The 12,743-nt window shown below is 38.0% G+C and carries 10 protein-coding genes and 1 pseudogene; 5 read left to right on the top strand and 6 right to left on the bottom strand.

Features of this window, described 5'->3' with window-relative positions; all coding sequences use genetic code 11:
• Together ACOVO2_RS14125 and ACOVO2_RS14130 are read right to left on the bottom strand one after the other, a co-directional pair.
• A pseudogene (locus tag ACOVO2_RS14125) lies at positions 1–227 on the bottom strand (DUF4249 domain-containing protein); the annotation flags it as partial.
• Between the two features lie 44 nt (positions 228–271).
• The gene (locus tag ACOVO2_RS14130) at positions 272–2,713 is read right to left on the bottom strand and encodes a TonB-dependent receptor (RefSeq protein ID WP_421770600.1); all 2,442 of its coding nucleotides are present in this window, start codon (positions 2,711–2,713) and stop codon (positions 272–274) included.
• A 211-nt stretch (positions 2,714–2,924) separates the two neighbouring features.
• Between ACOVO2_RS14130 and ACOVO2_RS14135 the strand changes: the two genes are divergently transcribed.
• Positions 2,925–3,428 carry a hypothetical protein gene (locus tag ACOVO2_RS14135; protein ID WP_421770601.1) on the top strand — a complete coding sequence of 168 codons (504 nt, stop codon included), beginning with the start codon at positions 2,925–2,927 and terminating at the stop codon, positions 3,426–3,428.
• 221 nt (positions 3,429–3,649) lie between these two features.
• On the opposite strand, the gene ACOVO2_RS14140 is transcribed toward ACOVO2_RS14135, so the two are convergent.
• Together ACOVO2_RS14140 and ACOVO2_RS14145 are read right to left on the bottom strand one after the other, a co-directional pair.
• The gene (locus ACOVO2_RS14140; RefSeq protein WP_421770602.1) at positions 3,650–3,973 is read right to left on the bottom strand and encodes a phage holin family protein; all 324 of its coding nucleotides are present in this window, start codon (positions 3,971–3,973) and stop codon (positions 3,650–3,652) included.
• Positions 3,974–4,090: 117 nt separating this feature from the next.
• Positions 4,091–5,767 (bottom strand): N-acyl-D-amino-acid deacylase family protein, encoded by a 1,677-nt coding sequence (locus ACOVO2_RS14145; protein WP_421770603.1) that lies wholly within the window; start codon positions 5,765–5,767, stop codon positions 4,091–4,093.
• A 386-nt stretch (positions 5,768–6,153) separates the two neighbouring features.
• Between ACOVO2_RS14145 and ACOVO2_RS14150 the strand changes: the two genes are divergently transcribed.
• Positions 6,154–6,939: a hypothetical protein gene (locus ACOVO2_RS14150; RefSeq protein WP_421770604.1), complete on the top strand. Its 786-nt coding sequence runs from the start codon at positions 6,154–6,156 to the stop codon at positions 6,937–6,939.
• Positions 6,940–7,044: 105 nt separating this feature from the next.
• On the opposite strand, the gene ACOVO2_RS14155 is transcribed toward ACOVO2_RS14150, so the two are convergent.
• Positions 7,045–7,548 (bottom strand): dihydrofolate reductase, encoded by a 504-nt coding sequence (locus ACOVO2_RS14155; protein WP_421770605.1) that lies wholly within the window; start codon positions 7,546–7,548, stop codon positions 7,045–7,047.
• A gap of 169 nt (positions 7,549–7,717) precedes the next feature.
• On the opposite strand from ACOVO2_RS14155, the gene ACOVO2_RS14160 reads away from it, so the two are divergent.
• Positions 7,718–9,133: an inorganic phosphate transporter gene (locus ACOVO2_RS14160; RefSeq protein WP_421770606.1), complete on the top strand. Its 1,416-nt coding sequence runs from the start codon at positions 7,718–7,720 to the stop codon at positions 9,131–9,133.
• Positions 9,134–9,364: 231 nt separating this feature from the next.
• Positions 9,365–10,588, top strand: coding sequence for a porin (locus ACOVO2_RS14165; protein ID WP_421770607.1), 1,224 nt, complete (start codon positions 9,365–9,367; stop codon positions 10,586–10,588).
• Between the two features lie 93 nt (positions 10,589–10,681).
• Here ACOVO2_RS14165 and ACOVO2_RS14170 read toward each other — a convergent pair whose 3' ends face one another.
• On the bottom strand, positions 10,682–11,359 hold the full coding sequence (locus ACOVO2_RS14170) for a DUF2490 domain-containing protein (RefSeq protein ID WP_421770608.1): 678 nt from the start codon (positions 11,357–11,359) through the stop codon (positions 10,682–10,684).
• A gap of 266 nt (positions 11,360–11,625) precedes the next feature.
• On the opposite strand from ACOVO2_RS14170, the gene ACOVO2_RS14175 reads away from it, so the two are divergent.
• Positions 11,626–12,743 (top strand): sterol desaturase family protein (locus ACOVO2_RS14175; RefSeq protein ID WP_421770609.1); only part of this gene is annotated, 1,118 nt, incomplete at its 3' end.

The raw sequence follows: 12,743 nt of genomic DNA on the forward strand, positions 1-12,743 counted from the left end.
GCATTTGTAATATCTTCTCTGATATCACCCGTGGTTCCGATGAGTAATTTTGTCTCGGTAACTTTGGCCGCTAAAACCGTATCTTGCGGAGAAATAAAACACGCCACTACCAACTTAGAGTCAGTTTCGGGTAGAATCGAAGGGTCAATTTCTTTAATCAAACTTTCACACGAAAGCAGAAATAACGGACTGATTATAAGGAAACTATATAAAAATATTTTTTTCATCTTCAAAACATTTTTTACCCCCCCCCTTTAGGGGCTGGGGGTGGCTAAAACTTAAAATTATAACTAAACGATGGAATAATCGGGAAAATAGAATATCGCTGTAAGATATTGATAGTCTGATTATTAGCATCGGTTTTGGTGTTGAGTTGATAGAAAAACGGATTTTTTCTGTTGTAAGCATTGTAGATACTTATTTCCCACGTGCGTTCGTGTCGGCGTTTCTTTTTGCTGAATTGAACGCCCAAATCGAGTCGATGATACGGCTCGGCACGGAAAGTATTTTTCTCGCCATACTCCTGCACGGCTCGCCCCGCAAAAAGCGGACTTACTGGCGTTGACGAATTTTCATTAAAAATATTTCTTCCAAAACGAGTATTAAAATTGCTATAACCATTATATCTCGATAGCGGCACAGTCAGAGCATTTCCAGTACCGAAAACCCAAACTGCCGAAACCGTAATGTTGGGTTTTATATCATAAATACCGACCAACGAAATATCATTTCGGCGGTCATAGCGAGGAAAAAACTCTTTGCCAAAATTCAATTCGTCAAATTGCCATTTGGTCCATGAAAGTGTGTAGCCCGCCCAACCCGAAAACTTTCCAACTTTTTTCTGTAATAAAAACTCCGCTCCGTACGACCAGCCTTGGCCAATCGTTACGTTATCTTCCCAACGCACACGGGTATTGCTCGTGGGGTCGTTGACCAGCAGAAAACTCGCCCCTTCTTTATAATTAATAAGATTATTCATTTTTTTATAATAGCCTTCGATGGTCAGCGTTAAGCCTTTTTTGTCAAAATCCTTAGCAAAACCTGCCGCGACTTGTTGCGATTGTTGCGGTGCAACCCTGTCGGTAGTTGGCACCCAAAGGTCAGTTGGTAAACCAATGCCCGTATTAGTAAGCAAATGCACATATTGATTCATGAGTGCGTAAGAGGCCTTAAACGCCAAATCGTTTTTCAGTTTGTAAGCCACTGCCAAACGTGGTTCTGGGCGTACATAACTCGCTCCCGAAACTTGATAATTGCTGAGTCGGAGGCCAGCGTTCATTTTCAGGCGGCTGCTTGCTTGCCAAACATCTTCGGCATAAATCCCTGACTCTACGACGTCAATATTATCAATTCGGTTTTCAAAACGGCTAATATCAGAGTCTTGTAGTACCACCGCACTTGGTGTAAACCGATGAAAAGTTGACTGAATACCAAATTTCATGGCGTGTTTTGGAGCTGGGAAATAATCCAAATCGTATTTAATTCCGTAGTCTCTTATGCCCGATTGATAATCTAAATTATATGTAGAAGTTGTATTGGTATTTAGGTCGAGAGAATTAATCACTGAACTAATATTGAATCGATAGCGGCTGTAAATGAGTGATAAATTGCCAAAAAGCTTTTGTGAAAAAAGGTGATTCCAACGCAAAGTGGCGGTTTCGTTGCCCCAGTTTAATCCGTTAGACGAAACATTATCTGGACTAGTTGTATTGGTGCTAAACTTATCCTGACCAAAATACCCACTCAGATACAATTTATCTTTCCGACCAAAATCATAATTCATTTTGGCGTTCAAATCATAAAAATAATAACCGCCCGTAGTTTTTTCGATGGCATCTCTTTGAGAAGCTTTTACGAGTGGAGCCGCCACAACATCAAGATAAGTACGGCGAGCCGAAACAATAAACGAAGATTTGGTTGCTTTCTGTTTTTTTGTCTTAATCGGCCCTTCGAGGGTTAATCTTGAAGAAATAAGTCCGATTCCACCCTCACCATGCAGTTTTTCTTTGTTTCCTTCTTTCATATTCATTTCAATGACCGACGAAAGTCGGCCGCCGAAACGAGCAGGAAAACCTCCTTTGGTGAGTTCAACGCTTTTGAGAGCATCGCCATTGAAAACTGAGAAAAATCCAAAAAGGTGGCTGGCGTTATAGACTACGGCATCGTCTAAAATTATCAGGTTTTGGTCGGGTCCGCCACCACGCACGTAGATTCCCGATTGTCCTTCCGAGCCTTTCTGTACACCTGGCATGAGTTGAAGCACCTTCAAAACATCTTTTTCGCCCATAAAAGCAGGGATTTTCTTGATTTGATTGATCGGTACATCAATTTTACTCATTTCAACCGATTCGCTTACTCGTTCTGCTTGGCGTTTCGATGATACCACCACTTCGTTGAGCTGATTGGCCGATGCCAACTCTATGTTCATTTCGATATTCTTATTTATAACAAGTGTTTTTTCGATGCGTTCGTAGCCCACAAACGAAAAAACTAAAGTAGCGGAATTGCTGGCTGGAAGTGTAATAGAATAAAAACCATAATTATTGCTACTTGTGCCGAAGGAACTATTGGGTACGTAAACGTTTACACCTATGAGTTGCTCTTGACTGCCTTTTTCACGTACATACCCGCTGATAGTAAAGGTTCGTTGACTAAAAGCTGTGTGATTTAAAATAATTAAAAATATTAAAATTACATGTATCTTTTTTATCATGGTTGGCAAATTATCATTTATATTATTACGAAAAAATAAAGATAAAAGTTGTATAATGCTCAAAATTTAAAATTTTGAGTATCTTGCGAAGATTAACAATAAAAAAACATTACAATTGCTTAAATATCAATAGTTTAGTTTTTATTTGTAAAAACAAAAATTGTAATTTTACGCCAATATCAAAAATCTTACCTTTAATCATAAAATTATCATGGCAGAGAACGAAAAAAGCGTTACGGATAAAGCAGCAGAATTAGCTGGAGAAGCAAAAGCTGCAGCAACAGAAAAATTAACAGATTTGAAAGCAGAAGCAACCGAAGTTATCGGCGATCTAAAAGCAAAGGCATCGGAGTTAGTTAGTGACGAAAAAATCAATGAGGTAAAAGCACAAGCAGCTGAAAAAATTGCTGATTTGAAAGAAGATGCATCTGAAGCAGTAGAGGCTGCCAAAGCAAAAGCTCAAGAAATTGCGGCAGAAGCATCTGCTACGATAGAAGGCCTAAAAGCAAAAGCTTCCGAATATGTAAGCGATGAAAAAATCAGCGAAGTAAAAGCACAAGCAGCTGAAAAAATTGAAGATTTGAAAGAAGATGCGGCTGAAGCAGTAGAAGCCGCTAAAGTAAAAGCTCAAGAAATTGCCGCAGAAGCTAGTGAAACAGTGGCTGAAGTTACTGAAAAAGCAAAAGGTTTCTGGAGTAAATTATTTGGTAAATAATCAGAGCTATAGATAAAAAAATGGTGAGCCTGCTTGCAAGCTTACCATTTTTTTGTGATGTACAAAATTGTATATACAGCTTTTTATGCAATTTCATATAGTACATTTTTATACAAAATCGGAACGCTGAGTACGCTGATTCTTTCAGAAACGCTGATTTTTGCAGATAAAATACGTTAAATCAGCGTTCTTTTTTTTGATATTATGGAAATTTTAAGTTTTTACAAGATACTACTTGCTGCTGCCATTGCCACGGCAATCACCACTGCCGGTAAATAGCCGTCAATTGTAAGATCATCAGTAAACGAATCGATGATTTTTAATAAAAAGGCCGTTACCAGCATCCGAATAATAAAAGTAAGCATACCTAAAGTGATAAAATTGAGCGGTACTCTAATCAGGAAGCCAATGGTAGCATTCAGAATTCCGAGAATCAAGGCAACTACAATCGCAAATCCATAGCTCTTTACGTGTACTTTTGGCCACAAATAGGCAATTCCGAGCAATACGCCTGCATTTAATAGAATTTCTAATATAAATCTCATGTTGTTGGGGGTTAATGTAGTTTTTGAATATTTAGACTAAAAAAATATGCCATAGTAACTTTGATTATTTTTTGCTGACTTAATTTGTGGACTACAGACTATTGACCGTGGACTTTCTTACTCACTTTTCCAACCTGGCCCTTTCACAAATCTCCCCGATTTTACGCCCGTATGTTGACCATTTTTCACCACTTGTTCTCCATTTACAAACACATGAATCATGCCTTCCGAAAGCTGATGGGGCTTCTCGAAGGTTGCCTTGTCTTGAATTTTGTTTGGATCGAAAACTACGATATCAGCAAAATTACCAACTGCCAAACGCCCTCTTTTCTGAATCTTGAGGTTATCACAAGGTAGTGAAGTCAGTTTTCGGATGGCTTCTTGAAGTGTAATTACTTTTTCTTCACGCACATATTTCCCCAAAAGTCGAGCAAAATTGCCATAAGCCCTCGGATGACTATTTGATTTCAAGAATACTCCCGCAGGATTCATCGAAGCAGCATCGGAGCAGAAACTCATGTAAGGTAGTTGAATTTGTTTTTTTACATTCTCTTCGCTCATTAAAAAATACACTACATCAACCCGTGAGCCATCCGAAACTACTAAATCCATGGCGGTTTCGTACCAAGTTTTTTTCTTGATGGCTGCTAACTCGGCCAAAGTTTTACCAATATATTTTCTGAGAGAGTCTTGTTTAAAACCAATGAGAAGCGTTTTGTCGGCTCCTGCTGCCAAGCACAAATTTTCCCAATCACTTTGTGGCGAACTCATTTCACGCCCAACCTGATCTCTGATTGTGCCAGATTGTAGTCGTCGGCTCCATTGATCGAAACCTCCTTCTTGTACCCACGGTGGCATGGCGGCATCAAGTCCGGTTGCTCCCGCAATGTAGTTGTACATATCGGCGGTTATATTAATTCCTGCTTTTCTGGCACTATCTATTTTGGCTATTACCTTATCTATTTTATACCAATTGTCTTTACCTGCTGCTTTTAAATGATAGATTTCTGCGTGGATATTAGCTTCTTTAGCAATCTTAATCAATTCATCAGTAGCTTCTTCGAGTTTGTTTCCTTCGCTTCTAAGGTGCGAAATATACGTACCGCCATATTCGGAAGCTACTTTCGATAATTCGATGAGTTCGTGGGTATTAGAGTAAGTGCCAGGTGTATAAATCAAGGCCGAAGCCACGCCCATTGCACCTTCTTCCATGGCTAGTCTTACGTGTTTTTTCATGCGTTCGAGTTCATCAGGTTTGGGCGGACGGTTGGCGTAGCCAAGTTCCATTGCTCTAACGGTCGATGCTCCAACAAACGAAGCCACATTGGTCGAAACTCCACGTTTTTCTAAGTAGACAAGATATTCGCCCAATGTATTCCACGGAATATCGTACTTAATATTTCCTTGCGATTTCTTTGCATCGACCTTCATTGCCTCGCTGATTGGCCCCATCGAATCACCTTCACCCATTACTTCAAGCGTAACTCCTTGCATGATTTCGCCCATCGAACGCCCATCTTCAATCAAACTTTCCGTACTCCAACTCAGCATATTGACAAAGCCAGGAGCAACCGCCATTCCTTTAGCATCAATTACTTCGTCGGCGTTGGCATAATAACTTAGGTTGCCTATAAAAGCAATAGTATCATTTTTAATGGCAATATCGGCCAAAAAAGGAGTAGTTCCGTTGCCATCGAAGATAAGACCATTCTTTATGATGAGGTCATATTTATTCTGATTGCAGGAAAATAGCAACAGCAGGCTGCTAAAAAAGAGTAATTTATTGGGTTTCATGCAGGGTTCAATCAATTTGACCTAAAAATATAGAAAAACCATAAGTAATGAAATCTTTGCAGATGATAAAGCAAGATTTTATTTTATTCCGTAGGGATTTAATATTGGTAGTATTGAATAATTCAATTTCTTTTTGATGCCGCAGGTATCATACAATTGTGTATAGAATTATATTTAAGTAGTCCACGGTCAATAATCGACAAGTCCACAGAAAGTTAATGGGCTTATAAACAGCCTCTTAGCTATTTATAGAATTGTCGATTATATAAATCTTATTACTTATAGCAATTTTTGTAACGAAAAAACAATAAATTCCGATTTTGAGACCCATCTTTTGCTAAAAAATACGTTATTTGAATTTTAATCCTACAAATACACATTTTGCCATGAAGAACCCCTTTTTAGTATATACACTTTTAATTTTGATGGAAACCCCAATTTTTGCTCAATCATTCCTCGGAAACTGGCAAGGTCAGGTAAAAGGAAGTAATGGTAGTTTGAAAGCTGAATTATCTTTAAAAATAGCCAATACCAATCAAATAACGGGGCAAATGCTGGTGTTTTTGGGTGGAGAAACAAACGCTTATCAAATCAAAGGAGTTTCCACTGGCAGCACTGCCACAGGCACTCTCACTTATAACGATGGAACAGTATTTACATTCTCGATGCTGTTACAAAATAGTGCCATTCAGCAGAAAATCAGCTACAATAATCAAGTAATTTTAGAGGGTAGTTTTGTAAAAGCAGGAATGCCTGTTTCGTCGCCCACTACCAACACCTCCGTCAAAGCCGACGGCTTGCCACGTGACCCAAATTTAGTTGGAAAATGGACACACCAAGAAAATTATTCATCAAATGGTGGATTTTACGGCGGCAGTAGCATGTCTATTATTTTGAATGCTGATGGCACGATTGACGACGGTGGCTCAAGTTCGTATGTGAGCGGGCCAAATAGTTCGGGTAATTCATCGGGTGGAGGAAATTCGGATATTGCTCAAGTAAAAGCAGCAGGAGCCAGGTGGTTTACGAAGGGAAATATTCTTTACTGGCGAGTAAATATCAATGGAAAAATCACCGATATCGCTAATTCAAAATATTATATAGAAAAAGGAGCATTGCTGCTAACTGATGTAAATACGGGCAAAAAAATGCTCTATTATAAAGGAAAGTAATCAGGTGTAAAGACCAAAATAATAGAATATAAAAAAAGGGGCTTGCTGATAAACAGCATTATTCATTCTCAATTATCCATTTTTAATTGTGCGTCAGCACTTATATTACTTTCGCTCATAAGTCAAAATCGAAATATCGTAGGGAGTATTTTGTCCGGCTGAAAACTCCTTACGTTCGATTATCGTAAATTCGTTTTCATCAAACTCAGGGAAAAAGGCATCTCCCTCAACGGTTTCATGCACAAGCGTGAGGTAAATTTTTTCGGCATACGGAAGCGAAAGTCTGAATATTTCTTCGCCACCCAACACAAATACCTCATCGTCAGATTTGCACTTTTCAAAGGCTTCTTCCAAACTGCTTACTACTTCAAATCCCTCATCTGCTATATAATCGGCTTGGCGAGTAATCACGTAATTACCTACTTCCGACCAAATTCGGTGTGGATTATCGTAGCTTTTACGCCCCATTATCATTTTTTTGCCTTTTGTTACTTTTTTAAGATTATCCCAATCGGCAGCAATAGGTTCCCACGGTAGGGCATTGTTCAATCCAATCGCACGATTTTGGCTCATAGCAGCAATTAATGAAATAGTTGTTTGTTTTGTCATTATTTAATATAAATTTTACTTGAAAATGTATAGTTTATTTCAATGTTACGTAAGTCTTAACAATTTCATAACATTAGAATTTTCTTGGAATAATCAAAAATACTCAATTTTGTACTAAAATTATAAACACCAATATAATCAATTTAAAATTAACTAAACCCCAAAAATCATGTTTGGCTTAGAAACCGACATTTTCCTCTTATTGTCATTCTGCCTTTTGGCTGCTTGTGCATTTGAATTTATCAACGGATTTCACGATACCGCAAACGCTGTTGCAACCGTAATCTATACCAACTCTCTCAAACCAACTCAGGCCGTTGTTTGGTCGGGTATTATCAACTTTGTTGGAGTTGTGACGGGCGGAGTCGGAGTTGGAATGAGTATCGTAAACCTGCTTCCAGTAGAACTACTAATCGACCAAAATGTTTATCATAGTATAGCCATGGTGCTTGCCCTTTTGTTTAGTGCAATCATCTGGAACTTCGGTACTTGGTATTTTGGTATTCCAGCGTCAAGCTCACATACTTTAATTGGTGCAATTTTAGGTGTTGGTTTAGGCTATGCACTATTACCCGATAATAAAATGGGTATTGCGGCCGTAAACTGGGATAAAGCGAAAGAAATTTTCTCAGCATTATTGTTATCGCCGATGGTTGGTTTTGCAATGGCCGTTTTTCTGATGTTTGCTCTTCGTAGATTATTGAATAAACAAATCAGAAAACAAGTTTTTGAAGAACCAAACAAGGATGAAGTTCCTCCATTTTGGATTCGTGCCATCTTGATTACAACTTGTACACTCGTAAGTTTCTTCCACGGCCGTAACGATGGTCAGAAAGGTATTGGCTTAGTGATGTTGATTCTGATTGGGGTTTTACCAACTTATTTCGCGATCAATAAAACCATTGATTTCAAGACATTAAAGCCAGAGTTAGCAACAATTTCGAGTCAAATCGCTCTCATTGATACAACTCACGCTTCAACAGCCGAAAAAGAAAAAATCGCAAAAATAAATAGTAGTATTGCATTCTTGAATAGCATTGCCGATAGTGGTAAAGTTGAAAAAGCCAATGCTTTGGATATCCGTAAAGCTCTCTTGACAGTGAGCGGAACTACTAAGAAATTGATTGAGGATGAGGAAATCGTGTTGAGCGAAAACAGTAAATTAATACTAAAAAATCTGGCAACTAAAGAAGAAAAAGGTATCCGTCGTTTCACCGATCATGCTCCAATGTGGGTTATCTTAATGATTTCGTTATCACTGGGTCTTGGTACAATGATTGGTTGGAAACGTATCGTGGTTACGGTTGGTGAAAAAATCGGTAAATCTCACCTTACTTATGCACAAGGTGCTTCGGCCGAACTCGTTGCTGCAACTACAATCGGTTTAGCTTCTTGGTTTAAGCTTCCAGTAAGTACAACCCACGCATTGTCTTCGGGTATTGCAGGTACGATGGTGGCATCGAAAGGTATCAAAAACCTTCAAGCAGGTACAATCAAGAGTATTCTTTTAGCTTGGTTGCTAACATTACCGGTAGCAATTCTTCTTTCAGCATCTTTATTTGTGTTTTTCCGTTGGTTATTATGATCATCTGATAAATTACAGCTTTAAACTTCTCAGGTATGTTATCTATTCCGAACATACTTGAGAAGTCTCGACTTCATCTCCTCTATAAATTTACGCTTTAACTGGCTTTTTCAAAAATCAGTAGTGATTATCTAACTAGGTAGCTAATCACAATTCTTTTGCAGTACTTCCACACTCGCTGCCAATTATAACTCTATTATTTTTTAATAACACCAATATAAAAGAATCAAGATGAAACTCCGTAAGACCTTAATTGGCCTAGCGATAGCTTTATGCCCAATCGTGTCCAATGCTACCATTTTTCCGCTTTCTACCAAAGACTCTACTAAAAAAGAAGTGAAAAAGAATTGGTACGAATCATTCTCAATCCGTGGGTACATGCAAGTACGCTATAACCGTTTGCTCGAAACTAATTCTCAACTCAAATGTGAGCAGTGTGATAGGTCGATGGGCGATGGCGGAGGTTTTTTTGTACGCCGAATGCGTATCATTTTTAGTGGAAATGTAGGCGAAAGAGTTTATTTCTACGTTCAGCCCGATTTTGCATCTAATGCTTCAAGCACAGGTCTTCATTTCGGACAAATCAGAGATATGTACGTTGATGTTGCTCTTGATAAAAAGAAAGAATATCGCCTCCGAATTGGTCAAAGCAAAATTCCATACGGTTTTGAAAATATGCAATCAAGCCAAAACCGAATACCACTTGATCGAAACGATGCTCTCAATAGTGCCGTTTCCAACGAGCGAGATATGGGTGTGTTTTTCATGTATGCACCTGCCAATGTCCGTACACTTTTTGCTTCACTCGTAGCTGATGGTTTCAAAGGTTCGGGCGATTACGGTGTTTTTGCTTTTGGTGCGTATAATGGTCAAACCGCTAACCGCCCCGAACTTAACAACGAGCCGCACATCGTGGCACGTGTGACCTACCCATTTCAGTTGAAAAACGGTCAAATCATTGAGCCAGGAATTCAGGCATATACAGGAAAATACGTTTTACCGACTGACTTACGTAGCACGGGTATAAAAGGAAGTACTAATTTTTCATACCTCGACCAACGTGCGGCTGCTACATTTGTTTTGTATCCAAAGCCTTTCGGAATTCAAGCAGAATATAATATCGGAACTGGCCCAGAATTTAATAAAGAAACCAAAACGGTAGAAAATAAACCACTCAAGGGCGGTTATATTACGGCCAGTTATATGGTGAAACAAAAACAAATTTTTATTCCATTCGTGCGTGGACATTATTATGAAGGCGGAAAAAAACACGAATTAGATGCCCGTAGCTACCACGTGAAAGAGTTGGAAGTTGGGGTAGAATGGCAACCAAACAAAAATTTCGAATTGGTGACGATGTACACTTTTTCAGAAAGAAGATTTGAAGATTTAAGAACTATTGATAATCTACAGAAAGGACGCTTGCTACGTTTGCAAGCTCAATTGAATTTCTAAAGAATTGATAAAAGAATTGATAAAAAAATCTTGCTGATAAATTCAGCAAGATTTTTTGTAGTATCTATAAGATAGAAAGTTTCAAAGCTTACACTATTTTCCTACCTCCAGAAATAAGCCAATTTGTAGAAAATCTCGACCTGTTTCATCATTAATTTTATAGTCGAATTGGTATAAATATCCAACCAACAAAGTCACGGGTTTTGAAGGTTTATAGCTGAATGAAACCGATGCTCGATTCCTCTCAAAGTAGGGTTCATTATTTGTAAAAAATAATTCATTGTTTAATGAAATCAGATACGGTTTGTACTTATCTTTTTCTGTGCCAAAAGGAAGCGAAACCCCTAATCGGTATCTAAAACGATTCCGATAGCCATTACTCGTAAATCTCATTTCGGTACGGTACCTTTGTTCTATTTTCAATTTGCCTAAAGATTCAGAAAGAACTATTTGTGGCCAGATTCTAAACTCATCGTTGTTTTTGGGTAAAACAAAATCTCCTCCTTCTCGATAAGTCTGATAACTACCCATTCCCAGAGTAAAAGTCCCATTCTTATGAAACTTATAGTTGAATCCGCCTTTGTATTCGTAATAATGAAAATCATCATAAAACTTCAACGAACGTAGCTGAGCTTCTCCAAACAAACTCCATTTATTGTTGATATTATATTTCAGATTCACAATATTCCAACTTCCCAAATTTATACTTTGAGATAAAGCTGTTGATAAATTAAATAATAGGATAAAAGTCAAGAAAAAAGGGTTTTTCATTTATCAGTAAGTCGAGGTTTATACACAAAACAATACAGTGAATTAATTAATTTTTATCAAAATTTCATCTAAAATTTCTCTTTGAATAAAAACATTACCATTTTTTTTGATATTTATAAATATAAAAATACTTTTTCCTAAATTTGTACAATATTCAGTATGCAAGCATACTAAATTAAGTTTTTGTCAGAGGAATTACTTTTCGAGTTCTTTTGAAAAATCTTAATTCATAATTATACATTCTTAATTTTTAATTGCGACAGCAAATGGAAACCTACGGTAAAATTCTTACGATTGCCAGTCCGCTATTTTTATTGTTGGTGCTTATCGAAAAAGCCTACGGTTGGTACGCCAAAAAAGATTCATTCAAGGCAATGGATATGATTTCGAGCTTGACGTCGGGTTATACGAATTCGGTAAAAGACGTTTTGGGGCTGAGTGTTTCAATCCTAACCTATGATTGGATGGTGAGCCATTGGACACTCTACAAAGTAGAATCAACGATTTGGGTGTATATCATTGCCTTTGTATCGCTCGATTTAACAGGTTATTTGGTGCATCGAATGGCACATTCTATCAATTTTTTCTGGAATAAACACGCCATTCACCATAGCAGCGAAGAGTTTAATTTGGCTTGTGCTTTACGCCAAAGTATTTCGTCGTTTGTGAGTTTATTTACTATTTTCTTATTGCCAGCGGCCTTATTAGGCGTTGATACGAAAGTCATTGCTGTGGTTGCACCTTTGCATCTTTTCGCTCAATTTTGGTACCATACGGTGTATATTGGCAAGATGGGGATTCTCGAAAAAATCATTGTTACGCCCTCGCACCACCGAGTGCATCATGCTATCAATCCTGAGTATTTGGATAAAAACCACGGACAGATTTTTATTATTTGGGATAAACTTTTTGGTACTTTTCAAGAAGAATTGCCCAATGTTCCGCCAGTTTATGGCATCACTCGCCCCGCCAGTACTTGGAATCCGATAAAGATAAATTTCCAGCATTTGTGGTTTCTGATAAAAGATGCTTATCATACGAATAGTTTGAAAGATAAATTCAGAATTTGGTTCATGCCTACGGGCTGGCGACCAGCCGATGTTGAGGCTCGTTTTCCTGATGTAAAAATAGAAGACCCTTATAATTTTGAGAAATATGCCCCAAAAAGCTCAAAAAATATGCTCGTTTGGATATGGTTTCAGTTTTTGTTTACCTTCGGAATGCTCTTTTATTTCTTTGGCAATATCGCCAAAATTGGTTCACCGAATATGTTTATTTACGGTGGTTTTATTTACTTAACCGTTTTTGCTTACACCGAATTAATGGACAGAAACCCTTACGCACTCGCTTGGGAATTGCTTAAAAATATCATAGGTTTTGCCTT

Origin of the sequence: Emticicia sp., from assembly GCF_049241225.1 — a bacterium.
Lineage (GTDB): Bacteria > Bacteroidota > Bacteroidia > Cytophagales > Spirosomataceae > Emticicia.